The sequence below is a fragment of the Microcystis viridis FACHB-1342 genome (genome assembly GCF_014698335.1).
GTDB classification, from domain to species: Bacteria; Cyanobacteriota; Cyanobacteriia; order Cyanobacteriales; family Microcystaceae; genus Microcystis; species Microcystis ichthyoblabe_A.
The window spans coordinates 1-22430 of the sequence record NZ_JACJSV010000063.1 but is presented as its reverse complement, the minus strand read 5'-3'; the positions used below and the strand labels follow the sequence as shown (position 1 = coordinate 22430).

Sequence of the window (22430 nt, the reverse complement as noted above, 5' to 3'; positions counted from 1 at the left end):
AAAGTAGTAAAACGTTCAGAGGTGCTGAGAGAAAATTGGAAAAGCGGGATATTATATCAAAGTAGTGCCAGCATGATCCAGAAGCATTTGCCTGGTATTTGTAATTACTTTGAAAATCATACAACTGGCGGATTAATTGAGGGAATGAATACCAAAATAAAGCTTATTAAAAGAATAAGTTATGAATTTACCAATTAAGCTGTTTGCTTGCTTTAATTCATAACAAAAATTAATACAGGAAAACCAGGATAGCCCGCAATTTAAATTACGAACAGCTTACTGCTGAACTCCCAATACTCACCACCAGAGGAGCCGATCCTTTAACAAATACAAAGAGACGATACCCCCTCAAAACCAGTTGATAGGATTATGGTAGTGACCGAAATCAACTTTTAAGAATCTATAATGGGCTTTATTGTCCATTATTATCTAATATAACGGCTTTAAAGCCTGTTATATGTACTTTTTCTCGGTATTATCATGGCCTATCCTCTCTACGTCGCTTTTATTTGGCATCAACACCAACCCCTCTACAAATCCTGTCAAACTAGCACCGATGCTTCGGGACAATATCGCTTACCCTGGGTGCGACTGCATGGGGTGAAAGATTATCTCGATTTAATCCTGATTCTAGAACGTTTTCCCAAATTACACCAAACCGTCAACCTTGTCCCCTCTTTAATCCTGCAATTAGAGGATTACGTCAACGGACTAGCTATAGACCCCTATCTTGCTCTCACCGTCACCCCAGAAGCGCAGTTAACCCTGGCACAAAAACACTTTATCCTCGAACACTTTTTCGATGCTAACCATCGTACCCTGATCGATCCGCACCCCCGTTACGCCCAATTATACGCACAGCGTCAAGAAAACGGTCATAGTTGGTGTATTAGCCATTGGAATCTGCAAGATTATAGCGATCTCTTGGCTTGGCATAACCTCGCTTGGATCGATCCTATCTTTCACAGTGACCCAGAAATCGCTGCTTGGTTAGAACAGGGAAAAAACTTTACTTTAAGCGATCGCCAGCGAATTATCTCCAAACAGCGTCAAATTCTGCGTCGCATCTTGCCGCAACACCGGTTAATGCAGGAAACTGGACAACTAGAAATCATTACCAGTCCCTACACCCATCCAATTTTACCCCTGCTGTCCAACTCGGAAGCCGGCCGGGTAGCGGTGCCGAATATGACCCTTCCTCGCCAATATTTCCACTATCCTGAAGATATTTGCCGCCATCTCCAGAAAGCTTGGCAAATCTATATCGATCGCTTTGATAAACAACCTCGAGGACTTTGGCCCTCGGAACAATCCGTTAGTCCCGCAATTCTCCCCGCTGTCGCTAAACAGGGTTTTCAGTGGTTATGTTCCGATGAGGGGGTGTTAGGTTGGTCTCTGGGACATTACTTTCATCGCGACGAAAAAGGCAATATTAGCGAACCGGAATTGCTTTATCGTCCCTACCTTCTGGAAACTAGCAACGGCAATTTATCGATGGTTTTCCGCGATCATCGTCTCTCGGATCTGATCGGATTTAGCTATAGTGGCATTAAAGCGCAAGAGGCCGCTACAGACTTAGTTAAACACCTAGAAGCGATCGCCGAACAACTGAAAACTAACGCAGAAACCACGACCCTAGAAAAACCCTGGTTAGTTACCATTGCGCTAGATGGCGAAAACTGCTGGGAAAACTATCATCAAGACGGTTTACCCTTCCTAGAGAATCTTTATCAACTTTTAAGCGACCACCAAGCGATCAAATTAGTCACCGTCTCGGAATATCTCGATCGCTTTCCGGCTAATGCAAAAATACCCAGCCATCAACTTCATAGCGGCTCTTGGATCGATGCCAATTTTACCACTTGGATCGGCGATCCCGCTAAAAATAAAGCTTGGGAATATCTAATTTTAGCCCGTCAAACCCTCGCTAATCACCCGGAAGCGACGGAAGATAATAACCCCGATGCGTGGGAAGCATTGTATGCAGCGGAGGGTTCCGATTGGTTTTGGTGGTTTGGTTATGGTCATTCCTCCAATCATGACGCAATTTTTGATCAACTTTTCCGCGAACACCTGATCGCTCTTTATCAAGCTTTAAATGAGCCAATTCCCTCCTATTTGCTCGAACCGGTGGAAGAACACGGAGATAAACAAAGTAATCGTCCACTAGCTTTTATTCACCCCATTATCGACGGTTTTGGGGACGAACAGGATTGGGATAAAGCTGGACGGATCGAAATTGGCGGCGCCAGTGGTACAATGCACCGGACTTCCTTAGTACAAAGGCTCTTTTTCGGTTGGGATCACCTCAATTTTTATCTGCGTTTCGATTGGAAACCGGGGGCAGAATTAGGCAAAGATATCCCGCCTGAAGTGCATTTATATTGGTATTATGATGAAGTGCATCGTCTGCAAAGTCCAATTCCCCTAACAGATATTCCCCCTCGATCGCCCCTCAATTACGGTTATCATCATCATCTAGGGGTTAATTTAATCACGGAATTTACTTGGTTAGAAGTCGCTCAAGAATATTTGACTTGGCAACGAGTTCCTAGTAGTGCCAAAGCTTCTTTTAATCAATGTTTGGAGATTGCCGTCCCCTGGGAAGGATTACACATTGAACCCGATGCTCGTCTCCATTTAATCGCAGTTTTAGCTAATCAAGGTCAATACTATGATTTCCTCCCCGTTGAAGAATTAATCTTCCTGCAAAGACCTTAAATCAGTGATCAGTAATCAGTAATCAGTTTTTTAGTTATCAGCTATCAGCTAGAATCATTTATTAGTAAGTGATCAGTAATAGTAGAAAGATAAGTAGTCATGCAAAATAAATTTCCTAGTGAAGACAGGCAAGAGGCAATAGGCAATAGGCAATAGGCAAAAGCTTTATCGAAATGTGTAATTAATTTTGCTTAGGTACTTATGTTTTAGCTTTAACTAATCAGATAGATTTAGTTTTTGCTCCCTAAAAAAAAACTGCTCTGGTATTCTAGAGAGAGGAATTCTGGAGACGGAGAGAAGAAAATAGAGAATAATTGCTTTCTGTCAATTTTGCCATTAAAGCCCAATCTGCTCAAGAAGTGCAGGAGAAATTAAACGCTATCCTTGGGGAAATGGATGCGGATCACTGGGCAAATTCATCACATCTGTGCAGCGGGAAATTAGCTATATAGTTCTATGATCTAGCTTTTTCAGGGCGCTAAGAGCATGGAGACGGACGATTGCTTCCCCATCGGCTGCTAAAGTCAGCAAAATACTTTTATTATCCCGCTCTAATTCTCCTAAAGCGATCGCTAGAGACTGTTTAACTCCCGTATCAGTGAAGAGTGCCGGACGGGAGTGATAAAAATTACTGAGAATTTCCCCTGCTTGTTGGCGTAATTTCTGGGAGGTTTGCCGGCCAAGAATAGCGATAATTTCCCGACAAATCAAGACATTTTCGCTATATAAAGCCTTTTCTAGATAATTTAAAGCTTCTCCATCCTCGATCCAGCCTAATGCTCGCACTACAGTTAATTTTAAACTATCGGGAGTTAAGGAAGATTGCAGGAGTGGATTTAAAGCTTTAGCTGAGGTTGCTGTGCCGATACGACTGAGAGCGATCGCAGTTTCTTGACAGATCTCAAGGTGGACATCGAATAACAGCGGTTGCAGATGGTTAACTAAATCTGCTTGGGGATAATTCGTCCCTAGGTAACTACTAGCTTTAATTGCTTCCCGTCGCACCTCGATGGCCGGATCCTGTAAAGCATCGAGGATAATCACAGTAATCTGGGGATGGTGAAAACTGCTTAAAGCTTCGATCGCCATAGACCGAATGGCGCTAGATTGATCCTTAACTACGGTTAAAAGCGGTTCGATAATTTCTGGTCGGCGAATTTGTGATAAAGCTTGTACGGCTAAAAAACGGGTATTAGAGTCGGACAGTAATTGTCCTAAACTGGAGATGGCAGAACTGCCGATATTAGCTAAAGCAGCCGCAGCCATTTGGCTGAGTTCCTCCTCCTCCGATCTTTGCAATAATTGACTGAGAGCGAGAATACAGGCTCGATCGTCAAATTGACTGAGAATTCTCGCCAGAAACCAGCGCATTTCCCCATCTTGATCCTCGGATTCTAACAGGGCAATTAAAGGAGCGATCGCTGGTTTGCCGATTTGGGGAAATAGTTTCGCTATTTCCCATCGCTGTTGAAAATCGCATTTTTGTAAAGCTTCTAGGGCTAAATCGAGGATTTCATCGTTAATAATCGATTCAATCGCATCTTTTTGGTTTAAAAGTCGCTGTATGCTGGCGTTTACTGTCTCCCAGTCCTTTTTATTCAACGCTATCTGAGCTTTTTCTAGCAGAGCTTGCATCGTGAGAAATGGCCTCGATTTTCGTGCTACCTATCTCAAGAATGTCAGACTTTCTCGCTTTTGTCCTCTCTCATAATGCAAGAAACCAATAATAAATCTCCAAATTGTGCATCAGACATCAGTAGAGGGGGCATCAGCGATCGCACAGTAGGGACGACTATAACAAAGGGGTATTTCCAAGTCGTGTTGTTCCAAAAATTCCCGATTACTTAAAATCCTAGCGGTTTCTCCCTCAGCTACCACCTGACCACGACTTAACACCACCGTGCGATCGCATAGTTCTAAAGCCAGATCGAGATCATGGGTGGCGATCACTTGGGTTTGGGGTAAAGTGGCCAACAGTTGTATTAATTGCCGACGGGACCGGGGGTCCAGTTGGGCGCTAGGTTCATCAAAAACTAAGACCTCGGGCAACATGGCTAAAACCCCCGCAATTGCCACGCGTTTTTTTTCACCCCCCGATAGATTCTGACTGTTTCTCTTACCGTAATGCTGGGAATCCAATCCCACCGCGTGTAAAGCATGATGACAGCGATGGTTTAAATCCTCTCCCCGAATACCCTGATTCATCGGGCCAAAAGTCACATCTTCCCAGACAGTGGGCATAAATAGCTGATCGTCGGGGTTTTGGAAGACTAAACCGACAAAATTGCGGATATTTTCTAAATTCTCCGGTTTAACTTCGTAGGGACCGACGGTGATTCTCCCCGTTTGCGGCGGGAGAATACCGTTAAAATGCAGTAATAAGGTGGATTTTCCCGATCCATTTGCCCCTACCAAAGCCACCTTTTCCGTAGCTTCAATGGCTAAATTAATACCTTTTAACGCTTCTGTGCCGTCAGGATAGGTATAAACTAGGTTTTCAATAAAAATCGGGTTGTGGTGCATGAAAAACGAGACTTTTACCTGAGTAGATGTACCATTTGACCCCAGAGGATCAGAATTACTATGGCAATTATAGCGAGATAATCGTTCAGCTTGCTTTGGGGAACCTGTAGAGAAGGCAAGGAACCAGTGTAACCCCTCGATAACATGGCTTGATAAATGCGATCGCCACGTTCGTAGGTGCGGATAAATAAAGAGCCGATCATGTGTCCCACTAGCAACCGCTGCCATCGGGGACTACTCATTAAATTACGCGCAATTGCTGCCCTTCGCATGGAATTAAATTCAGCGATCAAAACCGCTAGATAACGGTACATAGAAGCCAAAATTGCCACCAACAAAGGGGGGGTTTTTAGGGTAACTAAGGCTTGTAACAGGTCGGGAATTGCTGTGGTTAAAACCAGAATATTGACCGTACAAAGACAGAGAAAAGCTTTAAAGGCCACACTGCCTAAAACCAGCAATCCCTCGCTAGTTATCCGCAAAAATCCCCAAGACCAAAGAATTTCGCCGCCATCACGAAAAAGAGTTCCCAATAAAACCACACCGATAAAGACAAACTCGATCGCTACTCTTTGTAAAAGTACGCTAATAGTCACCCGACTGATCAGAATTAAAATAATTAATCCTAATCCGTAAATCCCCCAAGTTTCCCAGCTACCATTCGGAGTTAAGGCTGTAGCAAAAACTAACAAAAGAGTCACTAAAACCCGGGTATGGGGCGCAAGTTTCTGCCAAAAACCCGAATTTTGGCCTGTATTTTCGCGAGAAAAAGTGGCAATGTGTAGCATTTATTCAGTTATCAGTTATCAGTGATTTAGGTATTTAGGGATTTAGGGAAATTTCAGCCAAATGCCGCACTACCCCACTACCCCACTTCTCGACTCCTATCCACTTATTCCTGATTTTGGGATTTTGGAATGACTAATTTACCGATACCCCAAGCGATGCCGAAAGTGGCAAGAGTTCCCAGAAAACCGGCGAGGGGAGTGGCCACACCTTCGGGAACACCTTTGAGGGCATAACCATCAAAAATTCGGGCGGAGGGTAATTGATTACCGAGGGCGTTAGGGTCTTCTTTTTGGCTAAATTGTAAGTCTTCCGCCACTCGATCGAGTCCGTCGGGATCGGGACTGGCAAAGGGAGAAAGAAAAACGGCGATAATTAGGGACAATACCAAGCCAATCAGGAAAAATTGGCTATTTCTGCGAATATTCATCGACTTAATTGCTTTATTGACGAGAAGCTTAGGAAGGGGAAACAGAAGTATTAACGGAATGGGGCGGATCGTAGAGGAGATCGGGACGGGTTCGCCAGATATAACCGACAGCGAAAACGGTAATCACCGCTTCCCCGATACCGATAAGGATATGCCAAGATAACATGGCCACAAGGGCGACTAAAGGCGGTACAGTCCCCGATAAAGCCAATTGCAGGGCGCAAGCTAACGCCGCCACCACCACACTTGTCCAAGCAGCCACGGCAACAGCGATCGCCATACTGCGCCAACGATGAAAACCGAGGGTTTTTCTAATCCCCAGATAGAGATAATAACCGCCAAACGTCCCGATCAGACCCATATTGACGATATTAGCCCCTAAAACCGTTAAACCACCATCTTGAAAAAATAAAGCCTGCACGATAAAAACCACCGCCATCACCAGAGAACCCGCCCAGGGACCGAGTAAAACCCCCGCGAGAGTCCCCCCTAACAAATGTCCGGAGGTTCCCCCCGGAATGGGAAAATTAATCATCTGGGCGGCAAAAATAAAGGCGGCACAAACTCCCATCAAAGGTACAGCCCGTTCAGCGTAGTGACCGCGCACTTTTTTGAGAGAAAAGCCAATCAGGACAACGGCAATTATCCAAGTAAATAGACTCACCGATGGACTCAAAAAGCCGTCGGGTATATGGAGGGCGAGATAAGGGGTCAGGAGAGGGTGAAACAAACCAACCCCTAGAAAATTAACAGACATTAAAATTCAGTCTCCTTGGCAATTTGGGTTAAAGATTTCCATAGAATTGCGTCGCTAGGACGGAAAAGTCCTCTCTTCTAGTAGATAACTAACCGCTTCATTTTACAATGCCCTCTCTGGGGATTTAAACCCTTTAGCTTCTTAAGAATTTCTGTTATTTTTCTGGTCGTCAGGGTTTAGCTATCAGCCAAAATCTCAATTATTCTCAAGCAGTCAAATTATTTAAATTATTATTAATTTTTCGAGGTTTTTTCAGTTTTTATGCTATTCCTTAATCAGTGAGCAGTTATCAGTTAGAAGAGGCTGGTGACTACATTGACTACGCGATCGGTAGTCAGGGCAGTGCTTTAATTGGTTTAGAGGTCATCTAATGATAAGCTATCAGAGATAACTCCCTCTTTTTCGCTTTTTCTAGCTTGGTGTGAAACCGTGATCAACTCTGAAGAAAAAAGACCGACTTGGGACGAATATTTTTTAATGATCGCTAAATTAGCCGCCACCAGATCCACCTGTTTAGCTTTTCCCGTCGGTGCGGTAATTGTCAAAGATCGGCAGGTTTTAGCTACGGGGTACAATGGTTCCCCATCGGGAACGGTTCATTGTACTGCCCAGGGTTTTTGTTATCCCGGTTTGGGAACCTGTCGAGAATCTGGAGAAATTCCCTCTCGGGCAATTCATGCTGAAGCTAATGCGATCGCTCAAGCGGCTAAACACGGTATTTCTACCCAAGGTGCTAGTATCTACGTTACTTTAGAACCCTGTATTTCCTGCTTGAAACTAATTATTTCTTCGGGAATTAAGGAAGTTTTTTACGAAGCTGACTTTAATAGTGGGACAAAAGCCATTTTAAGGGATTCTTTTCTAGAAACGGGGATTATTAAGTATAAAAAGATTTATTTATCAGAAGAAATGGCTAGTCATGCGGCCTTATTTTTATTAAATCCCATTTCGATCGATCCCAGGTAGTTATCCTCAACGGCGACATCAATGACGACCCCGCAACTTTTCGAGTGGGATGAAAATAAGCGTCAGGCTAATATAGAAAAACACGGCATAGATTTCGCCGACCTGGAAGCGATTTTTAGGGGTCCAATAATTGAGCGCGTGGATACCCGTCAGAATTACGGCGAAATTCGAGTGATTCTAGTGGGTACAATCGATAATATCGTTTTGGTGGTGGTTTATACATGGCGTGACTCGGTTCGTCGAATAATTAGTGTTAGGAGGGCTAACAACCGTGAACGAAGAACATATTACCAGAGTCACCCGCGAACAGTGGGCGAATTTGAAAGGCAAAACGAACTGGGAGAAAGTTAAAGGGATGAGTGAGGCGGAAATTGCCAAAAACGCCCTAGAAGACCCCGATAATCCACCGCTGCCGGCTGATTTTTTCGATGAAGTTCTGGAATGCGCCCCGGGTTCCTTGAATCCCTAACCCTCCGATTAGTAACTGGATTTAGGGATTTTATCGGGGGCTGTATTAGCCTAGACTAACACAGCCCAAAGTTACGGTTTAAATGTCCAAATCCGTAAGATTTAAACGCGATCCGTGGGTTTCGATAAATTCTCGCCGGGGGGCAACTCGATCGCCCATAAGAATGGTAAATAATTCCTCTGCTTTGGCTGCGTCTTCGATTTCCACCCGTTTTAAAGTGCGAGTTTCGGGATTCATGGTAGTATCCCAAAGTTGTTGGGGCATCATTTCTCCTAACCCTTTAAAACGTTGGATTGTGTAGTTAGCATTGGAGGGAAATTCCGCTATCTTTTGCTGTAATTCTCGATCGCTATAGCAGTAGGAATGATTTTTACCGCGTTCCAATTTATAGAGAGGAGGACAGGCGATATATACATAACCTTGATCAATTAAATTCTTCTGATAACGATAGAAGAAAGTTAACAACAAAGTTCGGATGTGGGCGCCATCCACATCAGCGTCAGTCATTAAAACAATGCGATGATAGCGCAATTGTGAGGGGTCGAAATCTTCTCCTTTAATCCCTAAACCGAGGGCGGTAATTAAGGATTGAATTTCCGTATTTTTGTAGATTTTAGCATCATCGGTTTTTTCGATATTGAGGATTTTTCCCCGCAGAGGTAGAATCGCTTGAAAACGACGATCGCGCCCCTGTTTGGCACTGTTATGGACGAAAACGCCGGAAGCAAGGGCAAAGTTATGGGTATGAGGAACCTCGATATCATAGACATCGAATCTTGTTTCTAATCGCTCGATCGCCACAACTCGATGATTGTAATTAGCCACCGCTTCTAAGGCTTTATTTTTATCACCATCAAAGTAGCGATCGCAGAAAGAATCAAATCGCAATATTGATTTATCCCGCGTCTGAAGCCGATATTTTTGATAAGCTTCCAAATCAATATAACCTCGTTCGATCTCAATTTGTTTTAAGGTCGCTAGGGTTTTTTGATAGTAAGTTTTATTCAAAGCATCACGACGTTTTGAACGAAATTCCCCTGTCCATTGTTCTTTAGTTTTCTCCCGTCGCCATGATAGTAAATCCTGATTTTGCCATTGTTGTTTGGCAGTTTCAGAATAAACTTGACGCTGTTCAGGATGGTCGATAAAGTATTGACGAACTTTATCCGCTTGTGCTTGGCGATTTGTCTGGTTACTCCAATATTGCTGTTGTGCTTGATAAAGTTGTTCGGCATTGTGTCGGCGGTATTCCTCATTTGTATCGTAGAAAGTGCGCCATTTTTCGGTCATGTAGGCTTTATATGCTGCTACTTCCCATTGTGCTTTGGCTTGTTCTGATAAAATTTGCCTTGTTTCTGGTTCTAACATTCGTTGACTCATCATCAAGCGAAATTCATCAGTCTGACGAAGTTGACGACATTTTTCGATCACTTCAGGACGATGTAAAGTTTTCTGAATGTGATAACGATGTAATTCCAAATGATCCTGAATGGATAATCTTTGAAGATTGGAGGGATTATTGTTCAGTTTATTGAAGTCTATGTGATGACAATGTTCTCCATCTTCGAGTTGATAAATTCCCTGCCAACGATTATACCAATCAGCGATCGCATGAGTGAACAACCAAGAATCGGAAGCGGGATTCCAGACCATTTCATAACCGTTAATGGTGATTCCGGGGTCACGAAGATCGGACAATTTCCGATACAAAGGCATTAAAGCATCTTCTGGAGTTAAAGCCGCAGCAGGTTTATAGCTACCATCTCTTAACAGGAAAAGATGGTCAGGAGTACAAATAATCGCTTCACCATGATCGAGAGTAATTTTAATTACTTCTGCGTCTTTTTTGGTGATGCGGGCATTAATAACTCGTTCAACCCCGATCGTGCCATTGTCGCGAATGGTATAACAAAAATGTTCCTTTCCTTGGGCTTGTTCGGTCACTAGCTGTTTAAAACTGAGGTTGCGTCCATCGACAAGGGCGATTTCTGTATCACCATGAAAACAACCGCCGGCGCTGTCACCTTCGACGATGTAAATTTCTGACTTTTCCGGGTCTCTTTCGCTACAATCAGCCAATTTACCCGGTAAAGGTGAGGATTCCAAGACCGATTTCCGTCGTACTAAGTCCCGGGCCCGTCGGGCTGCTTCCGCCGCTTTGTACGCTTGTACTGCTTTTTCGATAATCGTGTCGGCCACTTGGGGATTTTGTTCTAGGTATTCGTTGAGAGTTTCCCCCACCAGGGAATCGACGATACCCCGGACTTCAGTGTTACCCAATTTGGTCTTGGTTTGGCCCTCAAATTCCGGTTCGGGGACTTTTACGGAAATAACGGCGGTTAAACCCTCGCGGACGTTTTCCCCCGCTAGATTAGGCTCGTTTTCTTTAATTTTATTGCGTTTACGAGCAACATTATTTAAAGTACGGGTCAGGACTGCCTTTAATCCTTCTAGGTGAGTTCCCCCGTCAATGGTGCGGATGTTATTAGCAAAACCGAGAATATTGTCGCTATAGGCATCTATACACCACTGAAAAGCCACTTCGATATTAATTCCCGTCTTTTCCCCCGATACATAGATAATATCTTTGTGCAGGGTTTCTTTTTCCCGACACATATAGGCGACGTATTCTTTAATACCCCCCTCATAACAATAGGTTTCGATGTGGGGTTCTTCGGGACGGTAATCGCTAAAGGTGATTTTAACACCAGCATTTAAGTAGGCTAGTTCTCGTAAACGTCCGGAGAGGGTACTGTAATCAAATTCGATGCCTTGGCTAAAAATTTCGGTGTCTGGCAGGAAATTAACCCTAGTTCCCGTTTTTTCCTCTTGACTGGGACTGCTGACCAATTCTGTGACGGGGATACCTCTTTCGTAGCGTTGGGTATGTACTTTATGATCGCGCCAGACTGTCACATCGACCCATGCAGAAAGAGCATTAACGACGGAAATCCCGACTCCGTGTAACCCTCCCGACACTTTATAACCACCACTGCCAAATTTACCGCCGGCATGAAGTATAGTGAGAACGGTTTCGAGGGCAGATTTACCCGTGGTGGGGTGAACATCGGTGGGAATACCCCGGCCATCGTCAGTGACGCTGACGGAACCATCGGCCTTGATATCCACTTCGATATGAGTACAGTAACCCGCTAGGGCCTCATCGATCGAGTTGTCCACCACTTCATAGACTAAATGATGTAGTCCCCGCGGCCCGGTCGTACCGATATACATCCCCGGCCGCTTCCTGACTGGTTCTAACCCTTCGAGAACTTGTATCTGTTCCGCGCCGTAGTTACTTGTCATAAAATTTCCCTAAAAAGGCTGTGATCCCTGATTGAACCTAAATGAATGGCAAAATCTTCAAAAATTGTAGCACATAAGGGTTAAAGACTGCTTAAATGCCTTTAGAGAGAATTTTTTATTAGGGTTGGGGTGTGGGGGGTGGGGAAGTGGGGTGTGGGGTTGGGGTGTGGGGAAGTGGGGAAGTGGAGAAGTGGGGAAATTGAACTAAAACCCCAAAACCCCAAAACCCCTAAATCCCTAAATCCCTATCTCCTGTCTCCTGTCTCCTGAATGCTGACTCCTGATCACTGCCAATTACTGATCAATAGTCTTTAAATAGGGTTGGCTGAATAAATCTAAAAACCTTGTTGGGTAAGACTTTTAGACCTTTTGGCCATCAAAAAGTAATGGTTCTGGGAGTGATCGGGGGAAAAATTCCTGGACTTTTTCCCTGAAAATTAGGTAATTGACCCCCTCAAAACCAGTAAAACCCCACACCCCACACCCCACACCCCACACCCTGCCCCCAGGAAAAACTTTTTCAGCAGACCCTAAATAATGTCATCCTCAAATTTATAACCGACACCGACCACAGTTTTGATAAAGATCGGATTAGCAGGATCGGGTTCTACTTTTTTGCGTAAGCGTCGGATATGGGTATCTACTACCCTTTCATCGCCAAAAAAATCATTTCCCCAGAGATTATCGATTAATTGGGTGCGACTCCAGACGCGATTGGGATAACTGACAAAGGTAGCGAGTAGATTAAATTCTAAGGTGGTTAAATCGAGGGTTTCCTCTGGCATTCCTTCCAATTTACGAACAGCAGAATGTTGATCTAAGTCGATAATAAAATGACGGCTGCGATGGAGTTGTTGGGGTTGACTATCGTGTCTTAAACTACGTCTTAATAAGGCTCTCACGCGAGCGGTTAATTCCCGGGGACTAAAGGGTTTTACCATATAATCATCGGCTCCCGTAGATAGGCCGATAATGCGATCAATTTCTTCTCCCCTAGCGGTTAACATTAAAATATAGGGGTCTTTTGTCCCCGGTTTTTGGCGGATTCTAGCACACAATTCTAGTCCGTCTAATTCGGGTAACATTAAATCTAAAATAACTAAGTCTGGTTGCTTTTGATAAAATAGTTCTAGTCCTACCCTACCATTATAAGCCAGATGACAAGTAAAGGACTCCCGCTCTAAAGTTTGCTGAATCAAATGGGCGATTTCAATTTCATCTTCGATAATAACGATATCCATACAAGGGAAAAAGTTTACAAATATCTAGGCAGATTTTAACATATTAAAGGCCGATTCAAGTCTGAATTGCATCACTATCTGATCTACCTTTATAGAATACCTCATTCGGGGTCTGATAGTCAAGATATTTTCGAGGACGATTGTTAATCAAGTTGAAGCAGCAGCGATTGCTTTCTATCATCAACAAACTGATTGGCCAGTAGTGCAAACTCTGGTCTGTGATCATGCTCCCCAATTCAAATTACTGACTGATAATATTACTTTGTGTTGGGTACATGAGGAACGACATTATAAGAAGTTGACTCCTTATGTTGCTTGTCACCAAAAAGCTCTTGATCAATTGCTGGATGATTTCTGGGATTACTACCGAGACTTGCTGGCTTACAAAGATGCACCCAGTCAACAGATGGCAGCAAAACTCCGATCTGAGTTTTGGAAACTTTTCGATACTTAAAGCGGTTATCAACAGTTGAATGAGCGAAAACAATTAACACTGCTGAAAATTTCGGAGTTGCTTTTAGTCTTAGAGCATCCCGAATTGCCCTTGCATAATAATCCGGCGGAGTTAGCTGCTAGGACGATGGTGCAGCGACGTAATATTAGTTAGGGACTTGCGCTTTGATAATGTGCCATCTGGCTGGTCTGGTTCTTCTACAGAGCGATTTTCTGGCTGGGATATTATTCCTACGCAAGTCCCTTATGCTACTCAAACTCTGACAGGGGACTCAGGCTTGGGATGCTTTTATGTCCCTTGTTGCTACTACTCGGAAATTAGGAATCAGCTTTTTTGAGTATGTTCGTGACCGCATTTCTCAACTTGGTAATAGTCCCTCTTTGGCAACTATTATTCGTGAGCAGTCTTCTCTCAATCACCTTGCTTGTTCATGAATACCAGAATAACTCCTGACCCCGATATATTGAGGGGATATGGGAGATCGAACCCAAAATCTATCTTCAATTTAATTATAACCAGCTACCTAGCCAAAAATTTGGTTAGGTATTTTTTTAGTAAACTATCATAACTTCTACTGTTTCTCCTGCTTGTATAGTAGTTTTACCCTGGGGAATTATGACCAAAGCATTAGTACCCGCTAAATTAATTAAATTAGCTGAATTGTGTTGTCCAGAAGCGAGTTTAAATTGATAGACTCCCTCGATAATTTCTATTTTTCCCCAGAGATAAACTTCTCTTTGTCCCTTAGATTTGAGAGTATCGCGGGTGATAACTCGCAGAAATTTGTTCTGATAATCTGTCAATCCTGATAATTTTTTAATGGCCATTTGTACGAAGCGCCAACAGGAAACTAAAGCAGAGACGGGATTACCGGGGATACCAAAGTAAATACAACCGTTAGGAAAAGTAGCAAAGGTTAAGGGTTTACCCGGTTGAATAGCAACGCTGCGAATCAGAATTTTTCCCCCTAATTCCTCTAAAATTCCCTCAATATAATCGTAATCTCCCACGGAAACACCGCCGGTGGAAAGGACGATAGCACTAGAATTAATGGCTTTTCTGATAGTTTCTCTGAGAAGTTCGGGATTATCTTTGATTATACCTAAAGGTCTAGGAATTGCCCCTAAACTGGTGATAAATGCCGTTAAAGCGTAGCGATTTGAGTCAATAATTTGACCTTTTTGGAGGGTTTCATCGGGATTAATTAATTCATCTCCCGTGGAGAAAATTGCCACTTTCGGACGGGAAAAAACTGTTAATTCGGTAGCTTGTGCCGTGGCTAAAACTGCTATTTCTGGAGAATTAAGGGCAATACCGGCTTTTAATAAGGCATTTCCTGCTTGATAGAATGTGCCGCGTTGACGCACGAAAAGACCTATTTTTTCGGGAGGGATAAGAATCGCCACCCGCTCCCCTTTTTGTTGAGTATTTTCCTGCATAATAATCGTATCACTGCCGGTGGGTAACATCGCTCCTGTAAATATTCGGGCTGTTTCTCCCGGTTGAATAATTTTTTCGGGGACTTTGCCGGCGGGAATTTCGGCGATAATCTTTAGAGTAACGGGATTTTCTGGGTTAGTGTCTTTAACATCTTCGTAACGGACAGCATAGCCATCCATTGCGGAATTATCCCAATAGGGAAAGTCTAAATCACTGCTGATATCTTCGGCTAAAATGCGCCCAAAAGCTGCCTCTAGAGAAACTTTTTCTGTTTGCTTTTGGGGTTGAATTTGAGTTAAAATTATAGATTCTGCTTCTTTGACTGAGTACATGGATTAAAAAAATGAACCGATTAACTAGATTAAGGGTGGAAGATATACAAGCTTGGATTGGGGAAGTGCATTTATTGGATAGGAAGGGTCAGACTCCCTATTATATACCAGTTTTGAACCGAGTTAATCCCGAGGTTTTCGCTCTTCAGATTCACTGTCTTGAGGGGGAGATTTTGTCTTGGGGAGATGAAACTGTAACTTTTCCTTTGATGAGTGTGATTAAACCTTTTTTGTTATTATATCTTTTAAACCATTTAGGGGAAGATGCTGTTTTTCGTCGCGTGGGAAAACAAGCTTCTAGTTATCCTTTTAATTCTTTAACTCAACTGCAAGAGGATAGCGGTTTTCCCCGTAATCCTCTGATTAACAGTGGTGCGATCGCTTTGGCGGATTTATTAGGAGGGGAAACGCCAGAATCTCGCTGTGAAAATTTGCTTTTATGGTTAAATAAAATGGGTAATTGTCAATTATTTCTTGATCGCTCTGTGCTTGAGTCTGTTCACTCTTATCCTAATGTTCACAATCAAGCTCTAAGCTTAGAATTAGAAAAAAATGGTTATATCAGTCATCGTTACTTAGCTCTGGAAACCTACAATCGAATCTGTTGTTTATCTGGAAAAATTGCCGATCTTGCTAATTTAGGTAAGTTAATTTTAGCTGCTCCTTTTAGCGAAATTATTCTAGAAATTATGACTAATTGTGGACTCTATGAGGCTTCCGAAAAATTTGCTATTGAGGTGGGTTTTCCCACTAAATCGGGAGTTAGTGGAGCTTTATTATCTATTCTGTCAGACGAGGGAGTTATTGCTTGTTATAGTCCTCTGTTAAATGAGCAAGGTAATTCAGTTTTAGGTCTGGATTTATTAACAAAATTAAGTAATTTTTTCAAGGAAATTTAAGCCATGAAAACAAGATTGAACTTTCCAAAAAAACACCGATTCTATTTAGTAATTATCTTGCTGATATTTATGGCTTTATGCGTCACCAGTTTATTTTTTCCCCTACCAGAATCCCTCAACTATGATGAAGGTTATCATTATGAAAGTGGAGTAGAAATTCTCAGAGGTACGGCAGCGAAACGGGGCAATGAAGATATTTATCATCGCAATATTATGCCAGCTTCAGCACTGCATCCCCTAGTTGATCAAACAATACAAAATATTTTTCCTATCTCTAAATATCTAAACTTAGAAAATAAGTTTTTTGGACGGTTTGCTACGATTATTATCTCAGTAATTTTAGCCATATATGTTTTTATCTGGTCAAAACAACTCTATGGAGTGTTAGCAGGATTTTTAGCCTTAATTCTCTATGTTCTCGATCCTAATATTATCGGAAATTCACGGATAATTACTCAAGATTTATTCGGAGCAGCTTCAACTTTTATTGCCATTTACTATTTCTGGTCTTTCCTAAGATTTGGTAGCAGAAAAAATCTGGTTTTAAGTATATTAACTTTTGGAATTGCCCAGATTTGCCGCTTAACAGCCGTTTATTTAGTTCCCATTTATATAATTTTAGGTCTTGGTTTTTACCATCGGGAAATTATTCAATCTATTCAAACCAAACATATTCGCGTAATTCAACGGGTAATTAAGCGCAGTATCTTCTATATACTAGCTCTGATTTTATCAACAATATTAATCATAAATATTGGTTATTCTTTTGAGAGAAGTGGCACTCAATTGCAGAATTATCAATTTCTCAGTCATAGTTTTAAGCAACTGCAAACCTATCCTGTCTTAAAATCTTTGTCGATTCCTATTCCCGCTGCTTATTTGCAAGCATTAGACTTCGGTAAGTATAAACAAGAAACAGGTTTTGGTAGTGGAATGCCCTATCTTTTGGGACAGTTAGGATTTATAGTTGATCCAGTACAAGGATTTAAAATTAAGGGATTTCCCCAATATTTTCTGATCACTTTTCTCTATAAAGTACCGATAGCTACCCAAATATTTATCTGGTTGGGATTTATCAGTTTATTTCTCTGGAGAAAACAGTTAAATTTTTGGCAGAATGAAGCTTTTTTGATTATTCCCAGTCTATTATATTTCATCTTAATGAGTTCTAACACTGCTCAAATAGGTATTAGATATATTTTAATGATTTTCCCCTTTTTATTTGTCTTTGCTAGTCGGATTGTTACCGGTTGGCCAGCTTATAAAAGACCCTATCGCATTTTAATTATTGTCCTGACCCTTTACCTACTAATTTCCAATCTCTCCTATTTTCCCCATTATATTTCCTATTTTAACGAATTAGTTATTGATCGCAAAATGAGCTATCAAGTTCTGGTCGATTCTAATTTAGATTGGGGACAAAATAAAAACTATCTGCAAGACTATCTCCAAAAACATCCCAACGCTCTCTTTATTCGTTATGACGGAGATAATAAACTTAATTTAGTCATCGATAATCAAAAAGTTGCACCCTCACAGGTTTCTCTCGATAATCCGATTAATTTACTGGTGATAGAAGCTAATCAATTAATCGGTATTACCACCGATTCTAACCATTTTTACTGGCTGCGTTCTAGTCGTCAACCTATTGATCATCTTGCTTATAGTTACCTAATTTTCAAGATTTCCTCTCAAGACGCAGCCAATATTTTTGGTAAAAACTAGAAACTGTTCACCAATACTTTTTCTGATTTTTCTTGCCAAGTACCATAAAAAATGGGAGGGATAACACTGGGTAATTGCAGACAGCAAAGGGGTTCTTTTTCTAACTGCTGACTATCATAGATTCTCCCTTGGCTGCTGTGATTATTGCCGTCGTAAACCACGACGATTAACCATTCCGTTTCTGGAGATAAACCATCGCAGACAAAAATCGGTTCACTTTCATAACAGTTATTTTCTAGATAAGCAATAGTTAACTTACCCGTGGAGTGATTAGAGTTCTTAAGTACAGGGTGAGAGCATATCAAACGCTATTGACAATTGGCCAATTTTGTGATCCGCTTGCTGTGTGAGCATTTCAAGTGATACCAGTCAATTAGAATAGTTACGAAATCGACCAAATGGGTCGATTTTTGCTTAACAATTGAGATGGCAAATTCTCCTTGAATATGCCTAAATCGCACTCTGGGTAAGCAACTCACATAAAGTTCATTTTGTCAAGGATTGTTAAGATGCGTTTACCCTGATAATTCCAGTGATCAATTGGCTATCCTGATCATCTCTGGTGATTTTCCCGCAGCATAAATATCCCACATTGTCCGATAAGCTTTTTCTAAATTGCGGGTAAAATGAAGGGTCTCAAATAACGGATAAGTAAGACGATTTTGTGCTAGTTTCTGTTTAATTTTGTGCAATTTATCAGGAGATTTTGCTAAATTAATCGCTAAATTTTTATACTCCTCTAAATTCTTAGTAATTAATTCAGGTAGGCCAATAGCTGTCAGTAAACTAGCACCAACACGGGAAGGAAAAGTCTCCCCCAAACAAGTTATAATCGGTAAACCTGCCCATAAAGCATCACTCCCAGTAGTATGAGCATTATAGTATAAAGTATCAAGAAATAAATCAGCTAGTTGATGCCGCGCCAAATGTTCCGACTTAGGTTCGAGATGGGCAAAAATTAAGCGATCGCCTTCAATTCCTCGCGCTTTTGCTTCCCGACGTAGATTTGCTTCAGCTTCAGCTACTCTCGAAAATAACCATAATACACTACCGGGAACATTGGCCAGAATTTCCATCCATACAGTGAATATTTGCGGTTCAATTTTATAGGTGTGGTTGAAACAACAAAAGACAAAACCCGATTCAGGAAGACCATAATGGGAACGAGTAACAGGTTTAGATGATATAATTTGTTGATAATCATTAGCCTGATAACTATCCGGTAAAATTACCAATTTTTCAGTAAAATTATCAGCAGACTTTGGTGGTGTAACTATGGCATCACCAATAATATAGTCGATAAAATCTGCTCCCATTGTCCCCGGATAAACCAAATAATTAACTTGAATCGGTGCCGGTTTTAAAGCCAATATTTGTGTCCGCGCTTTATCAATATATCCCATCAAATCAACTAAAATATGCACCCCATCATTGAAAATCCGTTGTGCAGATTCCGTAATTGATAAAGTAGCAATATCATAAAAGCGATCGCAATCATTAGCAATGCGATGACGATACTCACTACCATCATCGGGACCATAGGAATAGGCAATTATTTCAAAGTTATTGCGATCATGTAAACCAAAGACACTTTGCATCAAATGACTGGTAGGATGATTACGAAAATCATGGCATAAATAACCTATTTTTAATCGTCCAGATCGGGTGCGGGAATGGTTAAAGTTGAGGGGTTTAGTAATCAATGCTAATTGTCTTTTAATTTCTTGAGCATAGTTAGAAGCTACTTTTAACTGTTGAGTAGCAGACCAAGGTTTATATAAGCTATCAAAGGGAGTTACTGCGGTAGTTTTTCTCTCTTGTAACTGTTTTTCTGTTAATTGCCAAAGTTGAATTAAATCAGCTTCTCTTGTGTCCCAATTACAAGTCATTTCCTTCATAGAAAATAAGCAAGCAAAAGCCTCTGGGGAATTAGGTTGAATGGCTAAAGCTTGCTTAAATACGCTCATAGCTGCTTCTACTTTGTCCTGTCTTCCTAACGCTAAAGCTAAACTATTGTAAGCTTTAATGTATTTAGGGTTAAGCTTAATTGCTGTTTGAAAATAAGCGATCGCTTCTTCAATTTTTCCCTGTAGTTGTAACACATTTCCTAAATTAAAGTGTGCCTCTGGATAATTAGGGTTTTTCCTGATTGCTTCTTGAAACTTTACCCCAGCATCCCCTAACTTATCCTGCATTTGTAAGACTAAACCTAAATTATTCTCAGCAAAAGCATAGTTTTGATCGCTACGAATAGCTTGGTTAAAGCAAATAATCGCCTCGTCTAAATCTCCCTTGCTAACTGCTATTATTCCTAAATTATTGTGGCTTTCTGCATAATTAGGGTTAATAAGTAAAGCTTGCTTATAAGCCAAAATAGCTTGATCAATTTGTCCTAAACTATCCATGATTACCCCCAACTGATGCCAAGCGGGTGCATATTGGGGAGATTGATTAATTAATTGTTGATAGAGAGCGATCGCTTCTTCAAGCTTAAGCTGTTTTTGCAAGGTGTATGCTTGCCGATAAAGGGTATCTGCTGGGGAAGTATCAGGCTGATTATTTGCTATATTTCCTCCAACTAAAGGAGAAATAGGATCAAGAGTAATAATTTTACTGATGTCATCATTTTGAAATCCTAAAGCTTGGGGACGTTTAACTCCTTCTAAGACTTGTATATCATAAAGTTCAGTCACTTCACCTTCTAAGCGTATCCAGTGAACAACTTCACCTGTTTTCAAGTCAATAATTAGCAGACCACAGCGAGGCTCTGCTTCTTTAGCCATTAAATTATCATCTAAGATTAACCCCGAAAAAGTCTTATCTCCCCCACGACTTTTAGATAATCCAACAATGGCATAATTTCCGACAAATGCTAAACCACGCAGAAAACCAGGACAAAAAGTAACAGGCTCAAAAATGCCCTTATTTTGATCAATATAACCAAAGTAACCCGTACCCGCATTTAATAACCATAACTTACCCTGATAAAATCGGGGAGAATGAGGCATAGATAAACCAGTAGCAATCACTTCATTAGACTGAATATCAATGACACAACCGCCAGTTTGTCTTCTGTCTCTCCACCCATCCACCACATCTGATTGACTACAAGCGGTAACATAACGTGCCTTCCCATCTACCAAAGCTAAACCATTGAGATGACAACGATCTTCATTGACTAAAGCGGAAATAAACGATGGTTTCCATAGGGGAATACAACTATGGCGATCGCTGACTGTCGCCAGACAATTTAACATGGTACTGATAAATATAATTCTTTTAGAGAGATTTTCTATTGCCAAATCGTGAATATCTAAATCCCCAGTAGTATAACTAATGCGGGGGATATAAAGTTTATCGTAACCATCATAAAGCTGTTCGGATGATAGCACATTATCTAGTTGCCAGATTTGATAGCGGGAACTAAGATAAATCCTTTCTGGGGTAGTATATAAACCCATGGCGCGGTCAAATATCCGCTCAAATCCCGACATCCCTCTTTCGGGGTTAACTCCTAAAAACATCAGTCGAGAACTTTGATAGGTAGTAAAAGCCAGACTAATCTGCTGAGACTCTAACCAATCAATGAAATTACGGGAAGCAATTATCTCTACGGGGATAGATTGATTAGTATTGGGAGTTGATTGATTCATCATAACCACAAAGACACAAAGACTAGCCAGTAGGGTGTGAAGCGCGATAGCGTAACGCACCAATTTAATGATAGAGGTGGTGCGTTACGGCGGCTTGTTAATTTTGGTTTTTTGACCGAATTGATGGCCGCAAATACGCACCCTACACCTAAATTAGGTGTGTCAGTCCACTACGATTTATGTTTTTGTTTGAGCGCGATCGTTTATAATCAAAATATCATTATTTTGGGTTTGCTGAATAAGTACGGGCGAAGCATTCGGATAGAAAATCTACCTTTTCACCGATAGGTTATTGTCCGAATGCTTCGCCCCTACAGGACGCGGGCCGATGAAGACGCAAGGTTTTGAACGACGATTCTCTCAAAATCTTGCACCTGTTTCGCTCGTAAAGCCCCAAAACCTTTACTTTGCCTACATTTCAAATTTATTCAGCAAACCCTATTTTGGAGTAAAAGAAAAATGCGTAAACAGACCATTCAATATACATCATCTTTAGATGCTTTGATTGCTGTTGCCAAGCGACTTAGCGTTTATGAGAACCAACATAAAATGGATTCCGAAGATTTTTATAACCAATACAATCAGGGAACATTGTCAGATGATATAATATTTATAGAATCGGCAAACCGCCAATTCAAAAATGAAACGCATCAACCTCAAGAGTTGACAAAGAAAGGCTCATCAGGTACTGTCTGATCATTAACAAAAACAAATCAGACCCAAAATGA

At 41.4% G+C, this 22430-nt stretch carries 17 protein-coding genes and 1 pseudogene; 8 read left to right on the top strand and 10 right to left on the bottom strand.

Annotated elements, in window-relative coordinates:
• Positions 1-21: 21 nt before the first annotated feature.
• Positions 22-198, top strand: coding sequence for a transposase (locus H6G40_RS24220; protein ID WP_353847187.1), 177 nt, complete (start codon positions 22-24; stop codon positions 196-198).
• A 282-nt stretch (positions 199-480) separates the two neighbouring features.
• On the top strand, positions 481-2721 hold the full coding sequence (locus tag H6G40_RS17885; RefSeq protein ID WP_190538087.1) for a glycoside hydrolase: 2241 nt from the start codon (positions 481-483) through the stop codon (positions 2719-2721).
• A 444-nt stretch (positions 2722-3165) separates the two neighbouring features.
• On the opposite strand, the gene H6G40_RS17880 is transcribed toward H6G40_RS17885, so the two are convergent.
• The 5 genes from H6G40_RS17880 to H6G40_RS17860 form a co-directional block, all read right to left on the bottom strand.
• Positions 3166-4356, bottom strand: a complete 1191-nt coding sequence (locus H6G40_RS17880) for a HEAT repeat domain-containing protein (RefSeq protein ID WP_190538085.1) — start codon at positions 4354-4356, stop codon at positions 3166-3168.
• Between the two features lie 111 nt (positions 4357-4467).
• Positions 4468-5244, bottom strand: coding sequence for an energy-coupling factor ABC transporter ATP-binding protein (locus H6G40_RS17875; RefSeq protein ID WP_002743093.1), 777 nt, complete (start codon positions 5242-5244; stop codon positions 4468-4470).
• 14 nt (positions 5245-5258) lie between these two features.
• Positions 5259-6032 carry a cobalt ECF transporter T component CbiQ gene (cbiQ, locus tag H6G40_RS17870; RefSeq protein WP_002743091.1) on the bottom strand — a complete coding sequence of 258 codons (774 nt, stop codon included), beginning with the start codon at positions 6030-6032 and terminating at the stop codon, positions 5259-5261.
• A gap of 104 nt (positions 6033-6136) precedes the next feature.
• On the bottom strand, positions 6137-6460 hold the full coding sequence (locus H6G40_RS17865) for a PDGLE domain-containing protein (protein ID WP_002737314.1): 324 nt from the start codon (positions 6458-6460) through the stop codon (positions 6137-6139).
• Positions 6461-6488: 28 nt separating this feature from the next.
• The gene (locus H6G40_RS17860; protein ID WP_069475638.1) at positions 6489-7217 is read right to left on the bottom strand and encodes an energy-coupling factor ABC transporter permease; all 729 of its coding nucleotides are present in this window, start codon (positions 7215-7217) and stop codon (positions 6489-6491) included.
• A gap of 429 nt (positions 7218-7646) precedes the next feature.
• On the opposite strand from H6G40_RS17860, the gene H6G40_RS17855 reads away from it, so the two are divergent.
• On the top strand, positions 7647-8183 hold the full coding sequence (locus tag H6G40_RS17855; protein ID WP_002743086.1) for a deoxycytidylate deaminase: 537 nt from the start codon (positions 7647-7649) through the stop codon (positions 8181-8183).
• A 21-nt stretch (positions 8184-8204) separates the two neighbouring features.
• Complete coding sequence (locus H6G40_RS17850) at positions 8205-8534, top strand: BrnT family toxin (RefSeq protein ID WP_069475637.1); 330 nt, start codon at positions 8205-8207, stop codon at positions 8532-8534.
• A 196-nt stretch (positions 8535-8730) separates the two neighbouring features.
• Here H6G40_RS17850 and gyrB read toward each other — a convergent pair whose 3' ends face one another.
• Together gyrB and H6G40_RS17835 are read right to left on the bottom strand one after the other, a co-directional pair.
• Positions 8731-11958 carry a DNA topoisomerase (ATP-hydrolyzing) subunit B gene (gene gyrB, locus H6G40_RS17840; RefSeq protein WP_069475636.1) on the bottom strand — a complete coding sequence of 1076 codons (3228 nt, stop codon included), beginning with the start codon at positions 11956-11958 and terminating at the stop codon, positions 8731-8733.
• Positions 11959-12488: 530 nt separating this feature from the next.
• Complete coding sequence (locus tag H6G40_RS17835; RefSeq protein ID WP_069475635.1) at positions 12489-13199, bottom strand: response regulator transcription factor; 711 nt, start codon at positions 13197-13199, stop codon at positions 12489-12491.
• 469 nt (positions 13200-13668) lie between these two features.
• Between H6G40_RS17835 and H6G40_RS23440 the strand changes: the two genes are divergently transcribed.
• On the top strand, positions 13669-13806 hold the full coding sequence (locus H6G40_RS23440; RefSeq protein WP_242028792.1) for a hypothetical protein: 138 nt from the start codon (positions 13669-13671) through the stop codon (positions 13804-13806).
• 398 nt (positions 13807-14204) lie between these two features.
• Here H6G40_RS23440 and H6G40_RS17825 read toward each other — a convergent pair whose 3' ends face one another.
• Positions 14205-15425, bottom strand: a complete 1221-nt coding sequence (locus H6G40_RS17825; protein ID WP_002738033.1) for a molybdopterin molybdotransferase MoeA — start codon at positions 15423-15425, stop codon at positions 14205-14207.
• 11 nt (positions 15426-15436) lie between these two features.
• Between H6G40_RS17825 and H6G40_RS17820 the strand changes: the two genes are divergently transcribed.
• Together H6G40_RS17820 and H6G40_RS17815 are read left to right on the top strand one after the other, a co-directional pair.
• The gene (locus H6G40_RS17820) at positions 15437-16324 is read left to right on the top strand and encodes a glutaminase (protein WP_069475634.1); all 888 of its coding nucleotides are present in this window, start codon (positions 15437-15439) and stop codon (positions 16322-16324) included.
• A 3-nt stretch (positions 16325-16327) separates the two neighbouring features.
• Positions 16328-18049, top strand: a complete 1722-nt coding sequence (locus H6G40_RS17815) for an ArnT family glycosyltransferase (protein ID WP_069475633.1) — start codon at positions 16328-16330, stop codon at positions 18047-18049.
• Here the strand turns inward: H6G40_RS17815 and H6G40_RS17810 are convergent.
• Both H6G40_RS17810 and H6G40_RS17805 read right to left on the bottom strand, forming a co-directional pair.
• Positions 18046-18321: pseudogene (locus H6G40_RS17810) on the bottom strand (carotenoid oxygenase family protein); the annotation flags it as partial. The gene H6G40_RS17815 and the pseudogene H6G40_RS17810 overlap by 4 nt on opposite strands.
• Before the next feature lie 264 nt (positions 18322-18585).
• Positions 18586-21705 carry a TIGR03032 family protein gene (locus tag H6G40_RS17805; RefSeq protein WP_176721696.1) on the bottom strand — a complete coding sequence of 1040 codons (3120 nt, stop codon included), beginning with the start codon at positions 21703-21705 and terminating at the stop codon, positions 18586-18588.
• A gap of 456 nt (positions 21706-22161) precedes the next feature.
• Here H6G40_RS17805 and H6G40_RS17800 point away from each other — a divergent pair, with 456 nt between their 5' ends.
• On the top strand, positions 22162-22398 hold the full coding sequence (locus H6G40_RS17800; RefSeq protein ID WP_190538083.1) for a hypothetical protein: 237 nt from the start codon (positions 22162-22164) through the stop codon (positions 22396-22398).
• The last annotated feature ends 32 nt before the right edge of the window (positions 22399-22430 follow it).

Excerpts from the sequence above, each read along its gene's own strand:
- H6G40_RS17885 (WP_190538087.1), top strand. The coding sequence starts at position 481 with ATGGCCTATCCTCTCTACGTCGCTTTTATTTGGCATCAACACCAACCC.
- H6G40_RS17880 (WP_190538085.1), bottom strand. The coding sequence starts at position 4,356 with ATGCAAGCTCTGCTAGAAAAAGCTCAGATAGCGTTGAATAAAAAGGAC.
- H6G40_RS17875 (WP_002743093.1), bottom strand. The coding sequence starts at position 5,244 with ATGCACCACAACCCGATTTTTATTGAAAACCTAGTTTATACCTATCCT.
- cbiQ (WP_002743091.1), bottom strand. The coding sequence starts at position 6,032 with ATGCTACACATTGCCACTTTTTCTCGCGAAAATACAGGCCAAAATTCG.
- H6G40_RS17865 (WP_002737314.1), bottom strand. The coding sequence starts at position 6,460 with ATGAATATTCGCAGAAATAGCCAATTTTTCCTGATTGGCTTGGTATTG.
- H6G40_RS17860 (WP_069475638.1), bottom strand. The coding sequence starts at position 7,217 with ATGTCTGTTAATTTTCTAGGGGTTGGTTTGTTTCACCCTCTCCTGACC.
- H6G40_RS17850 (WP_069475637.1), top strand. The coding sequence starts at position 8,205 with ATGACGACCCCGCAACTTTTCGAGTGGGATGAAAATAAGCGTCAGGCT.
- gyrB (WP_069475636.1), bottom strand. The coding sequence starts at position 11,958 with ATGACAAGTAACTACGGCGCGGAACAGATACAAGTTCTCGAAGGGTTA.
- H6G40_RS17835 (WP_069475635.1), bottom strand. The coding sequence starts at position 13,199 with ATGGATATCGTTATTATCGAAGATGAAATTGAAATCGCCCATTTGATT.
- H6G40_RS17825 (WP_002738033.1), bottom strand. The coding sequence starts at position 15,425 with ATGTACTCAGTCAAAGAAGCAGAATCTATAATTTTAACTCAAATTCAA.
- H6G40_RS17820 (WP_069475634.1), top strand. The coding sequence starts at position 15,437 with ATGAACCGATTAACTAGATTAAGGGTGGAAGATATACAAGCTTGGATT.
- H6G40_RS17815 (WP_069475633.1), top strand. The coding sequence starts at position 16,328 with ATGAAAACAAGATTGAACTTTCCAAAAAAACACCGATTCTATTTAGTA.
- H6G40_RS17805 (WP_176721696.1), bottom strand. The coding sequence starts at position 21,705 with ATGATGAATCAATCAACTCCCAATACTAATCAATCTATCCCCGTAGAG.
- H6G40_RS17800 (WP_190538083.1), top strand. The coding sequence starts at position 22,162 with ATGCGTAAACAGACCATTCAATATACATCATCTTTAGATGCTTTGATT.